Source organism: Pseudomonas orientalis (genome assembly GCF_022807995.1).
GTDB lineage: Bacteria > Pseudomonadota > Gammaproteobacteria > Pseudomonadales > Pseudomonadaceae > Aquipseudomonas > Aquipseudomonas orientalis_B.
The window spans coordinates 5,582,697-5,600,562 of sequence record NZ_CP094351.1 but is presented as its reverse complement, the minus strand read 5'-3'; the positions used below and the strand labels follow the sequence as shown (position 1 = coordinate 5,600,562).

Here is a 17,866-nt window from a genome sequence, read left to right as displayed (position 1 = left end):
GGAGAAAAACACTATGACTCTGCGTAAATTCGCAGGGCTCGGAGCCCTGTTGTCCATCGTAATGCCAAGCCTTGCAATGGCGGCGGACGAAGTGGCGGCTCCAGTCCTCAACTCCGGCGACACCGCCTGGATGCTGACCGCCACCGCACTGGTGCTGTTCATGACCATTCCTGGCCTGGCACTGTTCTACGGCGGTATGGTCCGCTCCAAAAATATCCTGTCGGTGATGATGCAATGCTTCGCCATCACTGGCCTGATCAGCATCCTGTGGGTTGTCTACGGCTACAGCATTGCGTTCGATACCACCGGTATGGAACAGGGCGTCGTCAACTTCAATTCCTTCTTCGGCGGCATGGGCAAGGCATTCCTGGCGGGCGTTACCCCAGCCAGCATCACCGGGCCTGCGGCGCTGTTCCCGGAAGCGGTATTCATCACCTTCCAGATGACGTTTGCCATCATCACTCCAGCGCTGATCGTCGGTGCATTCGCCGAGCGCATGAAGTTTTCCGCGATGCTGATCTTCATGGCTATCTGGTTCACCCTGGTTTATGCGCCGATTGCGCACATGGTCTGGAGCGGCAACGGCGGCCTGATGTGGGACTGGGGTGTGCTGGATTTCGCCGGGGGCACCGTGGTGCACATCAACGCCGGTGTGGCCGGCCTGGTGGCGTGCATCGTGCTCGGCAAGCGCAAAGGCTTCCCGACCACCCCGATGGCACCGCACAACCTGGGTTACACCCTGATCGGCGCGGCCATGCTGTGGATCGGCTGGTTCGGCTTCAACGCCGGTTCCGCTGCCGCAGCCAACGGCACGGCCGGTATGGCAATGCTGGTCACCCAGATCGCCACTGCCGCCGCTGCGCTGGGCTGGATGTTCGCCGAGTGGATCACCCACGGTAAGCCCAGCGCACTGGGCATCGCCTCGGGCGTGGTGGCCGGCCTGGTCGCAATCACGCCGGCTGCCGGCACCGTGGGCCCGATGGGTGCTCTGGTGATCGGTCTGGTCGCCGGTGTGATCTGCTTCTTCTGCGCAACCAGCCTCAAGCGCAAGCTGGGCTACGATGACTCCCTGGACGCATTTGGCGTACACGGTATCGGCGGTATCGTCGGTGCGATCCTCACCGGTGTGTTTGCAGCCCCGGCATTGGGCGGCTTCGGCACCGTGACTGACGTCGCTGCACAGGTCTGGATCCAGTGCAAAGGTGTTGGCTTCACCGTGATCTACACGGCGATTGTCACCTACGTCATCCTCAAGGTCCTGGACATGGTCATGGGCCTGCGCGTTACTGAAGAGGAAGAGGCGGTCGGCCTCGACCTGGCGCAACACAACGAGCGCGGTTACAACTTGTAAATACGCGAAAAAAAGATGCCCGGCTTGCCGGGCATTTTTTTGTCTGGCGTTTGTCTTTGACTATAAGTGGCATGGGTTTTTCGTCGACTTTGTGATGGGATCCTCGCGGCACTTTCAAGGGTGCGAATGTCTTACAGGCATGTGGGCGTATTCGGCACTTTGTTTTTTTCCAGAGCGCGCTAGAATGCGCGCCGATGGGCGGAGAACTGTATGTGGCAACAGACCCTGATTACTCTGCGGGCCAGGCCCCGGGGCTTTCACTTGGTGACTGACGAGTTGCTTGCCGGCTTGCCTGAATTGAAGGCCTGCCGTGTGGGGCTGTTGCATCTGTGGCTGCAGCACACCTCGGCCTCGTTGACGGTCAACGAGAATGCCGATCCGGCGGTTCGCCGTGACTTCGAACGTTTTTTCAATCTGCTGGTGCCGCAAGGCCAGGCGGGATTCGAGCACAACGACGAAGGCCCGGATGATCTGCCGGCGCACTTCAAGGCCAGTCTCCTGGGCTGCCAGCTGAGTTTGCCGGTGAAGGCCGGCCGCTTGGCGATGGGGACCTGGCAAGGTGTTTATCTGGGCGAGCACCGTGATCATGGCGGTGCTCGTAAAGTCCTCGCCACCTTGCACGGTGAAGGGGCATAAGCCGCTGGTGATCCAGCGGATGTTGATTTTTTTCCGGCGACCTCGACAGAGGATGAAGCTGGGCTATAACTAATCTGCTTTTCGCAAGTCATGAGGTAGAACATGAGCGACGATGATCTGGAAAACGACGACCTTGAAGTAGGTGACGAAGAGGACACTGAAGAAAGTCTTGAAGTGGCGGCTGATGACGTTGCTGAAGACCTCGATGACAGTGCAGGCGATGATGCCGCTCCCAAAGCCAAAGGCAAGGCCAAGGCCGCTGTTTCGGTAGACGAGCTGCCCAGTGTTGAGGCCAAGAACAAAGAGCGCGATGCCCTGGCCCGTGCGATGGAAGAATTCCTCGCCAAAGGCGGCAAAGTGGTCGAGGTCGAGCCCAATGTGGTGGCGGACCCACCGAAGAAGCCGGATAACAAGTACGGCAGCCGTCCTATCTGAGGTCAGCTGACTGCTTGTAGGAAAAAACCCGCCGTCGCTGCGGGTTTTTTCATGCCTGATGATTCATTTGAGCCTTGCAGTGATTCAACTGTGGGAGGGGGCTTGCCCCCGATAGCGGTGTATCAGCCCCCAATTTACTGGCTGACCCACTGCAATCGGGGGCAAGCCCCCTCCCACATTGTCCTCAGTGTTATTGCCAACTGCGCAGCAACGCCGGCAATTCCGTCAGGCTGCGAATCTCTGCATCCGGACGCTTTGGCGCTTCCCACGCCTTGCCTGTCGGGTTAAACCACACCGCCCGCAACCCGGCCTGCTGCGCGCCGGCGATGTCATCTCCGGGGTGATCGCCCACATGCACTGCCGCGCTGGCGTCCACACCGCCGCGCTGCAACGCTTCCTCAAACAACCGCGCATCCGGCTTGGCGATACCGATATCCTCGGCGCGCAGGGCAAAGTGGAAGTAATCCGCCAGACCTACGCGCTGTACGTCGGCGTTGCCGTTGGTGATCACCCCCAGCAGAAAATGCTGGCGTAGCGCTTTGAGCATCGGTTCGGCTTCGGGAAAGACCGTGAGCTGGTGTCGCGCATGAATGAACGCCTCAAAACACACATCGGCCATCTCTTTCGCTTCGGGCTGCGGATAGCCGGCCTCTTCGAACGCATGCAGCAATACGCGGTGGCGCAGGACGCTGATGCGGTGTTTGAGCTCAGGATGACGTTCCAGCACTTGTTGGCGCAGGCTGGCGAAATGCTCCAGAGGCAAGTCGCCAACCCTGGATGCGTTGACCGCCAACCATTCGCGCATTGACGCTTCGGCGCTGATGATGACGGGTACGTTGTCCCAGAGCGTGTCGTCCAGGTCGAAGGTGATCAGCTTGATGCTCATGAGTCGCCGCCCTTGATGCGTTTGGCCCTTGGATGGGCGCTGTCGTACACCGTTGCCAGGTGCTGGAAGTCGAGGTGGGTGTAGATTTGCGTGGTCTTGATATCGGCGTGGCCGAGCAACTCCTGTACCGCGCGCAGGTCTTGGGACGACTCGAGCATATGGCTGGCAAAGGAGTGCCTGAGCATATGCGGGTGCAGGTTTTGCCCCAGTTCGCGTTCGCCGGCGGCCTTCACGCGCAACTGAATGGCCCGCGGCCCCAGGCGTCGGCCTTGTTGGCCGATGAATACCGCATCGTCCTTCGGATTGGCCAGCGCCCGTAACGGCAGCCACCGTTCCAGGGCTTCGCGCGCTTTCCTGCCGATGGGCAGTACGCGCGTCTTGCTGCCTTTACCCAGCACCTGCACCAGCCCATCGGCCAGGTCCAGTTGCTCGAGATTCAGGCCGGTCAGCTCTGACAGGCGCAGGCCCGAAGAGTAGAACAGCTCAAGGATCGCCTGGTCGCGGTGCGCCAGGAAGTCATCCTCGACCGCACCATCGAGCAGTTGCAGGGCGCGGTCGGTGTCCAGGGTCTTGGGCAGGCGTCGCTCGCCTTTGGGCGGCGACAGGCCATTGGCCGGGTCGTGGTCGCACAGGCCTTCGCGGTTGAGGTAGTGATAGAGGCCGCGCACCGCTGACAGCAGGCGTGACAGGCTGCGCGAGGACTGCCCTTGCTGGTGCAATCGTGCGACCAGGCTGCGCAGGCTCTGGATATCCAGGGCTTTCCAGCTGGCAACCTGCTGTTTTTCGCAAAAGGCCAGGACCTTGTTCAAGTCCCGCCGGTAGGCGTCAAGCGTATGAGGCGACACCTGGCGCTCGTTGCGCAGGTGAGCGCAGTAAGCGTCCAGTTGCCGTTCCATGGCTAGCGCACCGCGCGCAGGGCAGTGGTGAAGCGTGGCAGGACGCGGCCCAGCACTTCGGCGATGTAGGTCAGGAACAGGGTACCCACCGAGCTTTTATAGTGCGCCGGATCGCGGCTGGCGATGGCCAGTACGCCGTGCAGGCCTTGGTGGCTGAGGGCAACCACCGCAGTGGAGCCGATCTGTTTGCCTTGTTCGGCACCAAACAGGAAATCCAGTTCATGCTCGCGCAGGGTGCCGCTGATGGTCTTGCCTTCCGACAGCAACCCGCCGATGGCGGTCTGTGCTTCGCCACCGCTGACCCAGCGACCCACCGGCATCGGGTTATCGCTGAACAGGATCAGGCTGACAAATGGCACCTGGAAGTCCTGGCGCAGGCTGTCTTCCACCGCCATCACGGTTTCTTCCAGGCTGGCGGCGTCCATCAGGGTCAGGATCAGGCGACGGGTCTTCTCGAACAGGCGATCATTGTCGCGCGCCACGTCCATCAGGTGCGAAAGCCGGTGGCGCATTTCGATATTGCGCTCGCGCAGGATCTTCATCTGCCGCTCCACCAACGACACGGTGTCGCCGCGTTGGTGAGGGATGCGCAATGCCGGGAGCAATTCTTCGTGCTCGACGAAGAAGTCCGGATGAGCCTCAAGGTACGCCGCGACCGCAGCGGCCTCCAGGCTTTCACTTGAGGTGACTTGTGCGGGTACTTGAGGCTTATCGGTCATTGGCTTGGCTCACTCATAGACGGACCTGTCCTTCGTATACACGCGTAGCCGGCCCGGTCATCATCACCGGGTGGCCAGGGCCTGCCCATTCGATGGACAAGCGCCCACCCGGCAGGTCGATCAGCAGCGGCGAATCCATCCACCCCTGGCTGATCGCGGCCACGGCAGCGGCGCAGGCACCGGTGCCGCAGGCCTGGGTTTCGCCGACGCCGCGTTCCCACACGCGCAATTGCGCGCGGGAACGATCGATCACCTGCAGGAAGCCCACGTTGACCCGCGCCGGAAAGCGCGGGTGATGTTCGATCTTCGACCCCAGCTCGTGCACCGGGGCATTGTTGATGTCATTGACCCGCAGCACCGCATGGGGGTTGCCCATGGACACGGCGGCGATATCGACCGTGTTGCCGTCCACATCCAGTGCATAACTGAGGGCCTGCTCGGGCGCCTGGAACGGAATGTCCGCCGGCACCAGGCGTGGCACGCCCATGTTGACGCAGATCTGGCCGTCACTGCGGATATCCAGTTCGATCACGCCACCCTTGGTCTCGACGCGAATCTGGCGCTTGGCGGTCAGACGCTTGTCCAGCACAAAGCGCGCGAAGCAGCGCGCACCGTTGCCGCACTGTTCCACTTCGGAGCCGTCGGAGTTGAAGATCCGATAACGGAAATCCACCTCCGGGTTGGTCGGCGCTTCCACCAGCAGCAGTTGATCGAAGCCGATACCGGTATGACGGTCGCCCCATTGTTTGGCGTGCTTGGGCAGGATGTGCGCGTGCTGGCTGACCAGGTCGAGAACCATGAAGTCATTGCCCAGCCCGTGCATCTTGGTAAAACGCAGCAGCATGGCTTACTCCGGCAGCAGGCTTTCGCCAGCATACAACTGGGCTACCGTCTCGCGGCGACGCACTTCAAACGCTTGATCACCGTCCACCAGCACCTCGGCGCAGCGGCCGCGAGTGTTGTAATTGGAACTCATGACAAACCCATAGGCACCGGCCGAATGCACGGCCAGCAGGTCGCCTTCCTCCAGGGCCAGTTGACGATCCTTGGCCAGGAAGTCGCCGGTCTCACAGATCGGGCCGACAATGTCGTACGCACGTGCCTGGCTGTGGCGCGGCGTCACCGCCGTGACATTCATCCAGGCCTGATACAGCGCCGGGCGGATCAGGTCGTTCATCGCCGCGTCGACGATGGCGAAGTCCTTGTGCTCGGTGTGCTTGAGGTACTCGACCTGGGTCAGCAGCACGCCGGCGTTGGCGACGATATAGCGGCCCGGCTCGAACATCAGCGTCAGGTCGCGACCTTCGATACGTTCGCGCACGGCCTTGATGTAGTCGGCAATCAACGGCGGCTCTTCGTCGCGGTAACGCACGCCCACACCGCCACCGAGATCGATGTGATGCAGGTAGATGCCGCAGTCGCCCAGGCGGTCAATCAACGCCAGCAGGCGGTCGAGAGCATCCAGGAACGGCGGCAGGGTGGTCAGTTGCGAGCCGATATGGCAGTCGACGCCCAACACGTCCAGGTTCGGCAATTGGGCGGCGCGGATGTACACGTCTTCGGCGTCGGCGATGGCGATGCCGAACTTGTTCTCTTTGAGACCGGTGGAAATGTACGGGTGAGTGCCGGCGTCGACGTCCGGGTTGACGCGCAGGGAGATCGGCGCGCGAACGCCCATCTCGGCAGCCACGACCTGCAGGCGCTCCAGTTCGTCGGTGGACTCGATGTTGAAGCAGTGCACGCCCACTTCCAGGGCGCGACGCATGTCTTCGCGGCTTTTGCCAACGCCGGAGAACACGATCTTGTCGGCCTGGCCGCCAGCGGCCAATACCCGTTCCAGCTCACCACGGGACACAATGTCGAAACCGGCGCCAAGGCGCGCCAGGACATTGAGCACACCCAGGTTGGAGTTGGCTTTCACCGCGTAGCACACCAGATGCGGTACGCCTTCCAGCGGGTCGGTGAACGAGCGGTATTGCGCCTCGATATGGGCACGCGAATACACGTAGGTCGGGGTGCCAAAGCGCTCGGCAATCGCCGACAGCGCCACGCCTTCCGCGAACAGCTCGCCGTCCCGGTAGTTAAAAGCGTCCATGAGGGTCCCTTAGTAAGTGTCGTGCTTGTGCGCTTTGGAAGGCTTTTGCGACGACTGTGCCTGTTCGTTCGGGTCTTTGCTGTCGTCAGGCAGGTACAGCGGGCCTTTTTGACCACAGGCACTAACGAGGCAAGCGACCGCGACGAGCGCAGCAAGGGAAGAGATCAGGCGCTTCATGGCGAAATCCTTGAATATGCATTAATTGCGCCCGAGTATACCGACCACCCGCCAGCTTGCCTATGCGCTGGAATACCCGTCCGGCGGGGGTTTGCCGAGATAGTCGGGAAGCGGGCTACGCTGGTTGAGGATATTTCGTACCGCCATCTGTGATGAAATCGGTATCCTTTGCAATCGGCGGGGCGCGTCCGTATCGTGCGGCGCTTGAGCAGAACCAGACACTTTCGAGGTTGCCACAATGAGTTTGACCGAAGCCCGTTTTCACGACCTGGTGGATGCGACCCAGCAGGCGCTGGAAGATATTTTTGACGAGAGTGACCTGGACATCGATCTGGAGAGCTCCGCCGGTGTGCTGACCGTCAAATTCGAAAACGGTACTCAATTGATCTTCAGCCGCCAGGAACCGTTGCGCCAGTTGTGGCTGGCGGCGCGTTCCGGCGGTATTCACTTCGACTACGACGAAGAAAGCGGCAAGTGGCAGTGCGACAAAAGCGAAGAGCAGTTGGGCGAAATGCTCACGCGCCTGGTTCAGCAACAAGCCGGCGTCGAGCTGGATTTCGACGAGATCTGATCGTGACCCAGCCTGCACCCATTCGCCCGCCCAAGCCGCTGTTCAGTAATGTCAGCCCGGCGGTGCCGTCACCTTGTATCAGTTTGTGTCGTCTGGACGAGCAGAAAGTCTGCCTCGGTTGTTTCCGCCATGTGGAAGATATCCGCGAATGGCGCTCCGCCGATGATGAGCGGCGCCGAGTGATCTGTGCCGAGGCCGAGCAGCGGCGGGGCCGCGCCTGAGGTCGTCTTGTTTATTTGTGACGCTGTGGTAGTGTCCGGGTACGCCTCAACTCATCGAGGCCCGTGAGAACCCCGCCTTTTCCTGGCGGGGTTTTGCTTTTTTGTGCAGAAAAAAGGAGTCTGCCTGAATCATGACCACCGCACCGTCCATCATTCTCACCCGTCTTGACGTGCAGCGTCTGGAGCAACTGATCGACCGCTTGGGCGACGAGTTTCCCGGTGTCGAAGCGTTGCAGCACGAACTCGACCGCGCCGAAGAAGTGGTTGGCCACGATGAAGTGCCTGCAAGTGTCGTGACCATGAACTCCAGCGTGCATTGCCGCGAGCAAGGCAGCGGCAAGGATTACCACCTGACCCTGGTTTACCCGAAGGACGCGAACGCCGATGAAGGCAAGATCTCGATCCTGGCACCGGTGGGCAGCGCGTTGCTCGGCCTGCAAGTGGGCCAGCATATTGACTGGCCGGCACCGGGCGGCAAGACCCTCAAGCTCGAGCTGCTGAGTGTCGAAGGCCAACCCAAGGACGGCGGCGCTTTTCCTCTTTAAATCTGGTCCAGCGCTTGATTGAGCGCGAGCTCAAGCTCGGCCTTGTAGCGCAGGTACAGATTGCTCGGGCTTTGCACGTCGCCAAGCAGGCCCGACAGATCCAGATCGGTAATGTAGCAACGGTAACGCTCGGGTTCCCGGCGCTGGCCAACGATTTCCCGGGCGACCACCGTGAACAGCTGGTCGCCAAATTCCAATTCGGAAAATTCCCGCTGGTTGCAGTACAGCGTAATACCCACCTGGCCGGGCGCCGCCTTGGCGATAATCGCCTGCACGTCATAAAACGGCTTGTTGGCCGGGTTTTGCGGAGCCGGCCTTGGTTCGACCAGACGAGCACGGGCGTTGCCCGACGGCAGCAGTTGGTAATACGAGATCTGGACTTCGCCCATCGGCTGTTGGGGGTCCAGGGGTGACAGCGCTTCGCGGCGATAGATGATCGAGAGCAGGAAACGCTGCAGCGGTGCCAAGAGGCTTTGCTCGTCATGGAACGGCAAGCGCTGCTGCCAGAGCGCATTGAATTCGTCGAGCACATACAGCTCGGCAAACCCTTCATTGACCCGGTAGAACACCTGTATGCAATCGGCCATGCCCATCGGCAGCAGCAGCGCCAGGTCGTGGTCTTCCAGGGCCATGGCGTCCAGGTGCCACGGGCTGTAACTGACCAGCTCTTCACTGAGGTAGGCGATCAAGGCATCCTGGGTCGGCAGCGGCACATGGGTGGCTTGGCCGGGGACCAATTCCATGACGTGATAGTGCTGTTGCACCTGGATGAGGTAGCGGTGATTACATCGGCCAAGCAGCAGGTTCTGCGCCGTATCGAATATTTCCTCCACGCGCTGGGCAATGAACTGTGCCCGGTTGTGACAGAAGCAGCGCACCCGCAACCGGGGCAAATGATCCGGCGGCAGTTGGTTGAGGTAGTCGCGCAGACAGTCGAGCAGCGCATGGGGGCCGTCGTAGCGGCTGACCATCACCTCGTTCCAGCTATTGAGGGTGACCTGGTCCAGGGTCAATACCAGGTTCTCACGTACGCCGGCATAACTCAGGGAGTCGGTACGCTCGGTGGTCATCAGAATATTCAGGTCGCGGTGATGCTTGAGCGGGTCGACGCCGACGTTGATCAGCAACAGCACTTCTTCCGGCACCGCTGAACGTAACAGGCGAGTTTCATCGACGCTGACCATGGGCAGGGCGATGGTCTGTTGCAGGCTGCCCAGCAGGTTGAACAGCTCAAACTCGGTCATGTCGCTGACGCCCGGGTGCAGCGCCAGGCGCGTACTGCTGTCGATCACACCGTTGCGATGGCACCAGGTCAGCATTTCCAGCAGGTCGCGGCTGCGCTTGATGGGCGCGAAGTGCTCCCATTCCAGGGCGGTGAGGTTGCCGTTATACAGGCCCCAATGGTGCTGCCCCGGCTCCTTGCGGTTGGGCGAATGCACCAGGGTCAAGGTGTCTTCGGCCAGGTCCGGGGCAATCCCGGGATTGATGAACTCGACCTTGCCGGCCTTGCGTTCAAAGGCCGCGTACAAGCGACGGCCCAGCACATTGAGGTCGCGCCGGTTGATCAGGCTGACGGTCTGTTCCGTGCGGGCGAACTGGGTGAGGAAGCGATAACTGTAGTTCAGCTCGTTGACCAGGGCGCGGCGCTCGGAGGCGACCTGACGCACCTTCCATTGGCTGCGGCTGTCCAGCAGGGTCAGTTGGCGCGGGTCCCAGCCCCATTCATCGGCCAGGCGTTCCAGCAGCAGTCGTTGCCAACTGGCGGTGCGCTGGCCGGCGCTGAGCTTGCGGTTGACCTTCAGGTACAGGCTGCGCCGTACCAGTTCCAGGCGCTCCGGTTCATTGCGGGCCTTGAGGTATTCCTCGATGCGGCGGTAGACCACGATGTAAGGGTCCAGCTCATCCAGGTCCATCTGATTGGCAAACACCGCGCGTTTGAAGCGCAGGCTCAGGCACTGCACATCGGGATGTTCGCTGGCGTAGACCTCGATCAGCAGCAGCTTGAGCACCGATTTATAGGGCGACTCGATACCCTTGAACAATTGCCACAGCCCGGCACCGATGAACTCCCCTGGCGGAATGTGTGCCAGATGGCCGAGGTCGAGGGTTTCGTCAGCGCGAATGAAACGTTTGGAGATCAGCGTGTGGGTGTACTCGGCATAGCGGCTTTCTTCATATACCGGCACCAGCCACCAGATCGGTGTGCGCCCGGCCAGCCAGATTGCCGTGCGGTAGAACTCATCCAGCAGCAGATAGTGCTGAGTGGTGCCGCAATCGTCGGAGCTCAGTTGGGTGTCACGTTCACCGAGCACAAAGCGCGTCGGTTCGATCAGAAAGAAGTGGGCTTCGGCGCCCATGGTCTGGGCCCAGGCTTCCAGCAGCTGGCACTTTTTGCGCAGCTCGGCCAACTCGTTGTCATTCAGGTCGGGCGCATGGCATACCCACACGTCCATATCGCTCTGATCCGCCTGGGCCAGCGTACCCAGGCTGCCCATCAGGAACAGGCCGTGGATGGGCGTTGGCGGGTTACCGCGACGCGCCTTGTAGGAAAACGAGCGGGTCAGGCGCTGGGCTTCGGTCAGGGCCTGGGTGTCGGGTTCGAAATTCGACAAACCTGCTGGCGTACTGCCCGATACATAGCCCGGCAGCAGCGGATGGTTGACGTGAAAAAACAGCGGCAACAGGGTCAGCACGCTTTGTTGACGCGGCGTCAGCCCTTCGATCGCCCGGGCCAAGCGCCCTTCGTTGAGGGCCATGAAACGCGCGCGCAACTGGGTCAGCACCTTACGGTCGATGCCTTCGTCCAGGTCGGGGCGGATTTCATGGGTGCGGGTCATGTCGAACTCGGTGGCTCGCAGGGCCCGACATGGGCGGCCGTGTAGGAGTTTACAGACAGAAGCGTAGGACGTTTAGAGGAAATGGAGGTTGGCGGCAGAATTTTGTGAGCTGCACGGCAACGCCCGCGGAATCCGCAGAGGGGCGGACTCCATGGGCGGGTCAGGTGTCAGGCGGCTTCTTTGGTCGAGGCGGTGGTCAGGATAGTCAGCAAGGTCTGGGCTTGCTCGGCGGCGTCCCGGCCAAGGCTGGTCAGGTAGCCTCCGTCCGGTTGGTCGATAAGCCCTTTGGCGTGGAGGCGCTTGGCAGCGGCGACGGCAGTGGGAGCGGCGGTCTGATGGACTTTCAGACCTTCCTTGGTGCTGTCCAGGGGGAAGAGTACAAGGATTTCCAGTTCGGCAACCAACTCAGGGGTATACGACATAAGGACTCCAGACTTTCTAAAATTTATTAGAGACTAGCAGGCCATAAGGTGAACGCACTTTGCCGAACTGTCCAGCGTGTTGCAGCGCGGCTGGGTTATTCCTTTTCGGGCGGCAGCTCGGGCAGTGCCCGCAACGCGGTTTCATACCATTGGGTATCAAAGGCGCGGTCCTCATCCAGCATCGCGTCGATCTCGAAGGCCAGCACGTGAGCCATGAGATTCAGGATCTCTTCTCGCTCATAACCTACCAGCGTCAGCTTGTTGAGCGTGGCCTTGGCCGCCGGCGGGTTATCGCTTTCGATCTGGTTCTCGATGGCCTGGATCAGCGTGCTTTCGGTGAATTCTTCTTCGTCATTGTCGATATCGGTCGGCTCGCTCATGGCAGGCTCCTCAAGGAAAGGGCGCCAGTCTAACTCCATTCAGGCGGGTGATGCTGCTGGTCAGGCCCGGCCTCAGCGTCTATAACGCTTGCAGCCAACCCCGCACCCGGCCTGGAGGCTTTGCGATGCTCAAGCTTTACGGATTTTCGGTCAGTAACTACTACAACATGGTCAAGCTGGCGCTGATGGAGAAAGGGCTGCCTTTTGAAGAGGTGCCTTTTTATGCAGGACAAACACCGGAAGTCCTGGCGGTGAGCCCGCGAGGCAAAGTGCCGGTGCTTGGCGTCAAGCAAGGCTTCATCAACGAAACCAGCGTGATCCTCGAATACATCGAGCAGACTCAGGAAGGGCCTGCGCTGCTGCCAGCCGACCCGTTCCAGCGTGCCCAGGTGCTGGCGTTGTGCCGTGAGATCGAGCTGTACATTGAATTGCCTGCGCGGGCGTGCTTCGCCGAAGCCTTTTTTGGCATGACGGTGCCGGAGGCGATCAAGGAAAAATCCCGAGCTGAATTGTTGCTGGGGGTCGGTACGTTAGGCCGGCATGGCAAGTTCGCGCCGTATGTGGCGGGAGAGCACTTCACGATTGCCGATCTGTATTTCATGTACAGCTTGAATCTGGCCTGTGGGGTAGGCGAAAAGCTGTTCGGGCTGGACCTGCTGGCGCAGTTGCCACAGGCGAAGGCGTTGCTGGAGCGTTTGAACGAGATGCCCAATGCGCAAAAGGTCGAGGCGGACAGGCTGGCGGCGATGCCGGGATTCCTGGCGATGATTGCAGCCAGGAAATAATCAAATGTGGGAGGGGGCTTCCCCGATAGCCATACGTATCTACACACCTGCGTAGCACCTAACCGTAATCACGATGCGAAGCGAGTCGCTCTTGATCTTGATCTGCTTTTGATCTTAGGCGCCCCGTTAAACCACGCTGGCCGGAGTGAGGGCACACCGAGCCTAAGCGAGGTGCCGAGTGGTGGGGCAAGAGCGTTTTGCTTACTTTTGCGCTTTTCAAAAGTGAGCCGCTGTAAAAGCGGAACCATTAGCAGCCGTTACCGCAGAAACGGATATGTACTCAACCCAATCCAACATCCTGGTCGGCCCAGATGCCGCCATCGGGGGCAAGCCCCCTCCCACATTGGACCGAGGCGTGTCAATTGGGTACCTGTCGGCTGGAAGCCGCGACGGGAGCAAGCTCCCCCCACATTTTTTAGCGGCTGGCGAGCAATTCCTGGCCGCGCACGACTGCCGCCTTCACTTGCGCCGGCGCAGTACCGCCGATGTGATTACGCGCATTCACCGAACCTTCCAGCGTCAGCACGGCAAACACGTCCTGCTCGATCTGGTCGCTGAACTGGCGCAGTTCTTCCAGGCTCATTTCCGCCAGGTCCTTGCCGGTGTCCACGCCGTATTTCACGGCATGGCCGACGATTTCGTGACAGTCGCGGAAGGGCAGGCCACGACGCACCAGGTAGTCGGCCAGGTCGGTCGCGGTGGAGAAACCACGCAAGGCTGCTTCGCGCATGATCGCATGCTTGGGCTTGATCGCCGGGATCATGTCGGCAAACGCACGCAGTGAGTCGCGCAGGGTGTCGGCCGCGTCGAACAGCGGTTCCTTGTCTTCCTGGTTGTCCTTGTTGTAGGCCAGCGGCTGGCCTTTCATCAGGGTCAGCAGGCCCATCAGTGCGCCGAATACGCGGCCGCTCTTGCCCCGTACCAGTTCGGGTACATCGGGGTTTTTCTTTTGCGGCATGATCGAGCTGCCGGTGCAGAAGCGGTCCGGCAGGTCGATGAACTGGAATTGCGCACTGGTCCACAGCACCAGTTCTTCGGAAAAGCGCGACAGGTGCATCATCGCGATGCTGGCGGCAGCGCAGAATTCGATGGCGAAATCACGGTCCGATACGCCGTCCAGGGAGTTGCCGCCGACGGCGTCGAAGCCCAGCAGTTGCGCGGTGTACTCGCGGTCGATCGGGTAGGTGGTGCCGGCCAGCGCGGCGCTGCCGAGCGGCATGCGGTTGGCGCGCTTGCGGCAGTCGACCAGGCGCTCGTAATCGCGGCTGAGCATTTCGAACCAGGCCAGCAGGTGGTGGCCGAAGGTCACGGGCTGGGCGGTCTGCAGGTGCGTGAAGCCGGGCATGATGGTGTCCGATTCACGCTCGGCCTGTTCCAGCAAACCTTTCTGCAGGCGGGTGATTTCAGCCAGGATCAAGTCGATTTCGTCACGAAGCCACAGGCGGATATCGGTGGCCACCTGATCGTTACGGCTGCGACCGGTATGCAACTTCTTGCCGGTCACACCGATGCGATCAGTCAGGCGCGCCTCGATGTTCATGTGCACGTCTTCCAGGTCGACGCGCCAGTCGAACGTGCCGGCTTCGATCTCGCCCCGGATGGTGGTCAGGCCATCGATGATGCTGTCGCGCTCGGCGTCGGTCAGCACGCCGACCTTGGCCAGCATGGTGGCGTGGGCGATGGAGCCCATGATGTCGTGGCGGTACAGGCGCTGGTCGAAGTTGACGGAGGCGGTGAAGCGCGCGACGAAGGCGTCGACGGGTTCACTGAAGCGGCCGCCCCAGGACTGGTTGGTCTTGTCGGTGCTCATGAATTCGCTCGTGATCTGCTTAAAAGAGGCGTGAAGGTGTGCCGCCGATAATAACAGGGTTGCTCGCGGACGCGATGCTGTGGGTGGACGGCAATTTATTTGTACAAAGGATGGCTAAGTGCCTTGCCGCCGACCGCATCCAGGACGAGACTGGGAACAAGACCTTATTGAAACGATAATTGACGATTGAGCAATATCGTCTCAGCGAGCGTCTACAGTTGGACTGAGAGTGTGTGAATGCACCAAAGTCGGGTCATGCGGTCAGAGCCCAGACTATCCATTGAAAACGGGGGTATTCGGATTGTGTATCAGCAAACCCTATGACAATGCGCGAAGTTGGCGGGTCTCGGGCGCTATTGAACAGGTCCGGGTAAATTTGGGTGCCACTTCAAGGGCACTTTTTGCCGCTTGCGCCAGTCTTAGCGTGGATCGCTGTGACGTCAGTCACCGCACCTGTCTACGCTATCCTTGTGCGAGACTCACGCAGGAATCCAGCGCTATATGAATGTCCTGATCGTTGATGACGAACCCCAAGCCCGCGAGCGACTGAGCCGACTGGTCAGTGAGATCGAGGGTTATACAGTCCTTGAGCCGAGCGCCACCAGCGGCGAAGAGGCGTTGACGCTGATCGACAGCCTCAAGCCGGATGTGGTGTTGCTCGATATCCGCATGCCGCTCCTCGATGGCCTGCAAGTCGCTGCCCGCCTGAGCGAGCGCGAATCGCCGCCGGCCGTGGTGCTGTGTGCGACACAGGAAGAGTTTTCTGCACAGACGCTGGAAGACAGCGGTGTCAGTTTTCTCGTCAAGCCGGTGGCCGGCGAAGCGTTGCTCAAGGCCTTGAAGAAGGCCGAGCGTCCCAGTCGCGCACAGCTCGCCGCCCTGACCCAACCCGCCGCCCAGAGTGGCAATGGCCCGCGCAGCCATATCAGCGCACGGACCCGCAAGGGTATCGAGCTGATCCCTCTCGCTCAGGTGGTCTATTTTATCGCCGACCATAAATACGTGACCTTGCGTCACGAAGCGGGCGAAGTGTTGCTCGATGAGCCGCTCAAGGCCCTTGAAGATGAATTCGGCGACCGCTTCGTGCGCATTCATCGCAATGCGCTGGTGGCCCGCGAGCGAATCGAGCGCTTGCAACGCACGCCCCTTGGGCACTTTCAGCTATTCCTGAAGGGGCTCAACGGCGATGCCTTGATCGTCAGTCGGCGCCATGTCGCCGGCGTGCGCAAGATGATGCAGCAGCTTTAGTCCAAGGGCTGTGGCGAGCTCTTCAGTCCCTATCCCGGTGCGACGCGGCCAGGGAGGCCCCGCACTTGCTGATTCAAATCAAAGCGCATTTGCCTGAGCTGTTATTATCTGCCGTATCTATTCAGTACGGATTGATCCATGTCTTCTCGCGAAATCCGCATCGCCACCCGTAAAAGTGCCCTGGCCCTATGGCAGGCCGAATACGTCAAAGCACGTCTTGAACAGGCCCACCCTGGCCTCAAGGTGACCCTGGTGCCCATGGTCAGTCGCGGCGACAAGCTGCTGGACTCGCCGCTGTCGAAAATTGGCGGCAAGGGCCTGTTCGTCAAGGAACTGGAAACCGCGCTGCTGGAAAATGAAGCAGACATCGCAGTGCATTCGATGAAAGACGTGCCCATGGACTTCCCGGAAGGGTTGGGCCTGTTTTGCATCTGCGAGCGCGAAGACCCGCGCGACGCCTTTGTTTCCAACACGTACCCATCCCTGGATGAATTGCCGCTGGGCAGTATCGTGGGCACCTCGAGCCTGCGTCGTCAGGCCCAATTGCTGACCCGTCGTCCCGACCTGCAGGTCCGCTTCCTGCGTGGCAACGTCAACACGCGCCTGGCCAAGCTGGATGCGGGCGAGTATGACGCGATCATCCTCGCCGCCGCCGGCCTGATCCGCCTGGGCTTCGAAGACCGCATCACCCGCGCAATCAGCGTCGAAGACAGCTTGCCCGCTGGCGGGCAGGGCGCGGTCGGCATTGAATGCCGTACCGCCGACAGCGAAATTCACGCTCTGCTCAAGCCGCTTGATCACGCAGACACGGAAATTCGCGTCACGGCCGAGCGTGCCCTGAACAAACACCTCAACGGTGGCTGCCAGGTACCGATCGCCTGCTATGCCGTGCTTGAAGGTGAAAACCTGTGGTTGCGTGGCTTGGTGGGCGACCCGGATGGCGGCACGCTGCTGACCGCCGAGGTGCGCGGCCCGCAATGCGAGGCCACGGCCCTGGGCATTCAGGTCGCCGAGGAACTGTTGGACAAAGGCGCCGGCGCCATCCTGCAAAAAATCTACGGCGAGGCCGGCCCGCAGTGACCCAATGGCGATTGCTGCTGACACGGCCTGCCGAAGAATCGGCAGCCCTGGCGGCGACCTTGGCCGGCGCGGGAGTATTCAGCAGCGAGTTGCCATTGCTGGAGATCAAAGCCTTACCGGTCACGCCCGAGCAACAGGCTGTCTTTGCGGCACTGCAGCGTTATTGCGCGGTGATCGTGGTGAGCAAACCAGCTGCACGTCTTGCCTTGCAACAATTGACCGCGCCCTGGCCGCGGCTACCGTGGTTCAGTGTAGGTGCCGCCACCGCACAGATACTGGCCGATCAGGGGCTGGACGTACACTATCCGCCAGCGGGTGACGACAGCGAGGCCTTGCTTCAATTGCCAGCATTGCGCGAGGCTATCGCAGTTCCCGGTGCCAGGGTGTTGATCCTGCGTGGCGAGGGCGGTCGGGAGTTGCTCGCGCAGCGTTTGCACGAGCGAGGTGTTAGTGTCGACTATCTGGAGTTGTATCGCCGTTTTCTTCCGGCCTATGACGCGGGGGCACTGACGCAGCGCATCCAGTTGGAACGCTTGAACGGCCTGGTGGTCAGCAGTGGGCAAGGTTTTCTACACTTGCAGGCCCTGGCCGGCTCCGATTGGCCTGAGGTGGCGCAGCTGCCGTTGTTCGTGCCCAGCCCGCGTGTCTACGAAATGGCGCGGGCCGCTGGCGCAGAAAAAGTTGTGGATTGTCGCGGCGCGAGTGCTGCGGCTTTGTTAGTGGCGTTAGGGAGCAATCCCGTTCCCACTCTCTGATACGCAAAGGACGGATA

The 17,866-nt window shown here is 60.9% G+C and carries 20 protein-coding genes; 10 read left to right on the top strand and 10 right to left on the bottom strand.

What is annotated here, in order from left to right:
* Nucleotides 1-13: 13 nt before the first annotated feature.
* The 3 genes from MRY17_RS25230 (at nt 14) to sutA (ending at nt 2,422) form a co-directional block, all read left to right on the top strand.
* Complete coding sequence (locus MRY17_RS25230; protein ID WP_010207459.1) at nt 14-1,351, top strand: ammonium transporter; 1,338 nt, start codon at nt 14-16, stop codon at nt 1,349-1,351.
* 210 nt (nt 1,352-1,561) lie between these two features.
* Nucleotides 1,562-1,987 carry a secondary thiamine-phosphate synthase enzyme YjbQ gene (locus MRY17_RS25225; protein WP_181283389.1) on the top strand — a complete coding sequence of 142 codons (426 nt, stop codon included), beginning with the start codon at nt 1,562-1,564 and terminating at the stop codon, nt 1,985-1,987.
* A 102-nt stretch (nt 1,988-2,089) separates the two neighbouring features.
* Nucleotides 2,090-2,422 carry a transcriptional regulator SutA gene (gene sutA, locus MRY17_RS25220; RefSeq protein WP_169374915.1) on the top strand — a complete coding sequence of 111 codons (333 nt, stop codon included), beginning with the start codon at nt 2,090-2,092 and terminating at the stop codon, nt 2,420-2,422.
* 190 nt (nt 2,423-2,612) lie between these two features.
* Here sutA and MRY17_RS25215 read toward each other — a convergent pair whose 3' ends face one another.
* From MRY17_RS25215 to lptM, 6 genes are read right to left on the bottom strand one after another with little or no spacing between them, the layout of a single operon-like run.
* Nucleotides 2,613-3,308, bottom strand: coding sequence for an HAD family hydrolase (locus MRY17_RS25215; protein ID WP_191956186.1), 696 nt, complete (start codon nt 3,306-3,308; stop codon nt 2,613-2,615).
* Nucleotides 3,305-4,204: a tyrosine recombinase XerC gene (xerC, locus tag MRY17_RS25210; RefSeq protein WP_243353034.1), complete on the bottom strand. Its 900-nt coding sequence runs from the start codon at nt 4,202-4,204 to the stop codon at nt 3,305-3,307. The genes MRY17_RS25215 and xerC overlap by 4 nt, the downstream gene beginning before the upstream one ends.
* Before the next feature lie 2 nt (nt 4,205-4,206).
* Nucleotides 4,207-4,923 (bottom strand): DUF484 family protein, encoded by a 717-nt coding sequence (locus MRY17_RS25205; RefSeq protein WP_057723341.1) that lies wholly within the window; start codon nt 4,921-4,923, stop codon nt 4,207-4,209.
* A 13-nt stretch (nt 4,924-4,936) separates the two neighbouring features.
* Nucleotides 4,937-5,767: a diaminopimelate epimerase gene (dapF, locus tag MRY17_RS25200; RefSeq protein WP_243353033.1), complete on the bottom strand. Its 831-nt coding sequence runs from the start codon at nt 5,765-5,767 to the stop codon at nt 4,937-4,939.
* A gap of 3 nt (nt 5,768-5,770) precedes the next feature.
* Nucleotides 5,771-7,018 carry a diaminopimelate decarboxylase gene (lysA, locus tag MRY17_RS25195; protein ID WP_191952519.1) on the bottom strand — a complete coding sequence of 416 codons (1,248 nt, stop codon included), beginning with the start codon at nt 7,016-7,018 and terminating at the stop codon, nt 5,771-5,773.
* Between the two features lie 9 nt (nt 7,019-7,027).
* Nucleotides 7,028-7,195 (bottom strand): LPS translocon maturation chaperone LptM, encoded by a 168-nt coding sequence (lptM, locus tag MRY17_RS25190; RefSeq protein WP_003195417.1) that lies wholly within the window; start codon nt 7,193-7,195, stop codon nt 7,028-7,030.
* Between the two features lie 238 nt (nt 7,196-7,433).
* Between lptM and cyaY the strand changes: the two genes are divergently transcribed.
* The 3 genes from cyaY (at nt 7,434) to rnk (ending at nt 8,532) form a co-directional block, all read left to right on the top strand.
* A complete protein-coding gene (gene cyaY, locus MRY17_RS25185; protein WP_124360307.1) occupies nt 7,434-7,766 on the top strand; it encodes an iron donor protein CyaY in 333 nt (110 codons plus the stop codon).
* Nucleotides 7,767-7,768: 2 nt separating this feature from the next.
* Nucleotides 7,769-7,987, top strand: coding sequence for a DUF1289 domain-containing protein (locus tag MRY17_RS25180; RefSeq protein ID WP_181283394.1), 219 nt, complete (start codon nt 7,769-7,771; stop codon nt 7,985-7,987).
* Nucleotides 7,988-8,118: 131 nt separating this feature from the next.
* Nucleotides 8,119-8,532 (top strand): nucleoside diphosphate kinase regulator, encoded by a 414-nt coding sequence (gene rnk, locus MRY17_RS25175; RefSeq protein ID WP_076952006.1) that lies wholly within the window; start codon nt 8,119-8,121, stop codon nt 8,530-8,532.
* On the opposite strand, the gene MRY17_RS25170 is transcribed toward rnk, so the two are convergent.
* The 3 genes from MRY17_RS25170 to MRY17_RS25160 all read right to left on the bottom strand — a co-directional run bounded on the left by MRY17_RS25170 (nt 8,529) and on the right by MRY17_RS25160 (nt 12,171).
* Nucleotides 8,529-11,369: a class I adenylate cyclase gene (locus MRY17_RS25170; protein WP_243353032.1), complete on the bottom strand. Its 2,841-nt coding sequence runs from the start codon at nt 11,367-11,369 to the stop codon at nt 8,529-8,531. The two genes, rnk and MRY17_RS25170, sit on opposite strands and share 4 nt — an antisense overlap.
* A gap of 167 nt (nt 11,370-11,536) precedes the next feature.
* Nucleotides 11,537-11,791, bottom strand: coding sequence for a TIGR02647 family protein (locus tag MRY17_RS25165; protein WP_032894567.1), 255 nt, complete (start codon nt 11,789-11,791; stop codon nt 11,537-11,539).
* A gap of 95 nt (nt 11,792-11,886) precedes the next feature.
* The gene (locus MRY17_RS25160) at nt 11,887-12,171 is read right to left on the bottom strand and encodes a hypothetical protein (RefSeq protein ID WP_181283396.1); all 285 of its coding nucleotides are present in this window, start codon (nt 12,169-12,171) and stop codon (nt 11,887-11,889) included.
* A 125-nt stretch (nt 12,172-12,296) separates the two neighbouring features.
* On the opposite strand from MRY17_RS25160, the gene MRY17_RS25155 reads away from it, so the two are divergent.
* Nucleotides 12,297-12,956 (top strand): glutathione S-transferase family protein, encoded by a 660-nt coding sequence (locus MRY17_RS25155; RefSeq protein ID WP_181283397.1) that lies wholly within the window; start codon nt 12,297-12,299, stop codon nt 12,954-12,956.
* Nucleotides 12,957-13,371: 415 nt separating this feature from the next.
* Here MRY17_RS25155 and argH read toward each other — a convergent pair whose 3' ends face one another.
* A complete protein-coding gene (gene argH, locus MRY17_RS25150) occupies nt 13,372-14,766 on the bottom strand; it encodes an argininosuccinate lyase (RefSeq protein ID WP_181285978.1) in 1,395 nt (464 codons plus the stop codon).
* A gap of 501 nt (nt 14,767-15,267) precedes the next feature.
* On the opposite strand from argH, the gene MRY17_RS25145 reads away from it, so the two are divergent.
* From MRY17_RS25145 to MRY17_RS25135, 3 genes are all read left to right on the top strand, one after another.
* Nucleotides 15,268-16,014, top strand: coding sequence for a LytR/AlgR family response regulator transcription factor (locus tag MRY17_RS25145; RefSeq protein WP_181285977.1), 747 nt, complete (start codon nt 15,268-15,270; stop codon nt 16,012-16,014).
* A 138-nt stretch (nt 16,015-16,152) separates the two neighbouring features.
* Nucleotides 16,153-17,094, top strand: coding sequence for a hydroxymethylbilane synthase (gene hemC, locus MRY17_RS25140; protein WP_191956190.1), 942 nt, complete (start codon nt 16,153-16,155; stop codon nt 17,092-17,094).
* Complete coding sequence (locus MRY17_RS25135) at nt 17,091-17,849, top strand: uroporphyrinogen-III synthase (RefSeq protein WP_243353031.1); 759 nt, start codon at nt 17,091-17,093, stop codon at nt 17,847-17,849. The genes hemC and MRY17_RS25135 overlap by 4 nt, the downstream gene beginning before the upstream one ends.
* The last annotated feature ends 17 nt before the right edge of the window (nt 17,850-17,866 follow it).

Coding starts and splice junctions, on each gene's coding strand:
- MRY17_RS25230 (WP_010207459.1), top strand. CDS start 14: ATGACTCTGCGTAAATTCGCAGGGCTCGGAGCCCTGTTGTCCATCGTA.
- MRY17_RS25160 (WP_181283396.1), bottom strand. CDS start 12,171: ATGAGCGAGCCGACCGATATCGACAATGACGAAGAAGAATTCACCGAA.
- MRY17_RS25145 (WP_181285977.1), top strand. CDS start 15,268: ATGAATGTCCTGATCGTTGATGACGAACCCCAAGCCCGCGAGCGACTG.
- lysA (WP_191952519.1), bottom strand. CDS start 7,018: ATGGACGCTTTTAACTACCGGGACGGCGAGCTGTTCGCGGAAGGCGTG.
- xerC (WP_243353034.1), bottom strand. CDS start 4,204: ATGGAACGGCAACTGGACGCTTACTGCGCTCACCTGCGCAACGAGCGC.
- argH (WP_181285978.1), bottom strand. CDS start 14,766: ATGAGCACCGACAAGACCAACCAGTCCTGGGGCGGCCGCTTCAGTGAA.
- MRY17_RS25155 (WP_181283397.1), top strand. CDS start 12,297: ATGCTCAAGCTTTACGGATTTTCGGTCAGTAACTACTACAACATGGTC.
- lptM (WP_003195417.1), bottom strand. CDS start 7,195: ATGAAGCGCCTGATCTCTTCCCTTGCTGCGCTCGTCGCGGTCGCTTGC.
- MRY17_RS25225 (WP_181283389.1), top strand. CDS start 1,562: ATGTGGCAACAGACCCTGATTACTCTGCGGGCCAGGCCCCGGGGCTTT.
- dapF (WP_243353033.1), bottom strand. CDS start 5,767: ATGCTGCTGCGTTTTACCAAGATGCACGGGCTGGGCAATGACTTCATG.
- MRY17_RS25205 (WP_057723341.1), bottom strand. CDS start 4,923: ATGACCGATAAGCCTCAAGTACCCGCACAAGTCACCTCAAGTGAAAGC.
- cyaY (WP_124360307.1), top strand. CDS start 7,434: ATGAGTTTGACCGAAGCCCGTTTTCACGACCTGGTGGATGCGACCCAG.
- hemC (WP_191956190.1), top strand. CDS start 16,153: ATGTCTTCTCGCGAAATCCGCATCGCCACCCGTAAAAGTGCCCTGGCC.
- MRY17_RS25170 (WP_243353032.1), bottom strand. CDS start 11,369: ATGACCCGCACCCATGAAATCCGCCCCGACCTGGACGAAGGCATCGAC.
- MRY17_RS25215 (WP_191956186.1), bottom strand. CDS start 3,308: ATGAGCATCAAGCTGATCACCTTCGACCTGGACGACACGCTCTGGGAC.
- rnk (WP_076952006.1), top strand. CDS start 8,119: ATGACCACCGCACCGTCCATCATTCTCACCCGTCTTGACGTGCAGCGT.
- sutA (WP_169374915.1), top strand. CDS start 2,090: ATGAGCGACGATGATCTGGAAAACGACGACCTTGAAGTAGGTGACGAA.
- MRY17_RS25165 (WP_032894567.1), bottom strand. CDS start 11,791: ATGTCGTATACCCCTGAGTTGGTTGCCGAACTGGAAATCCTTGTACTC.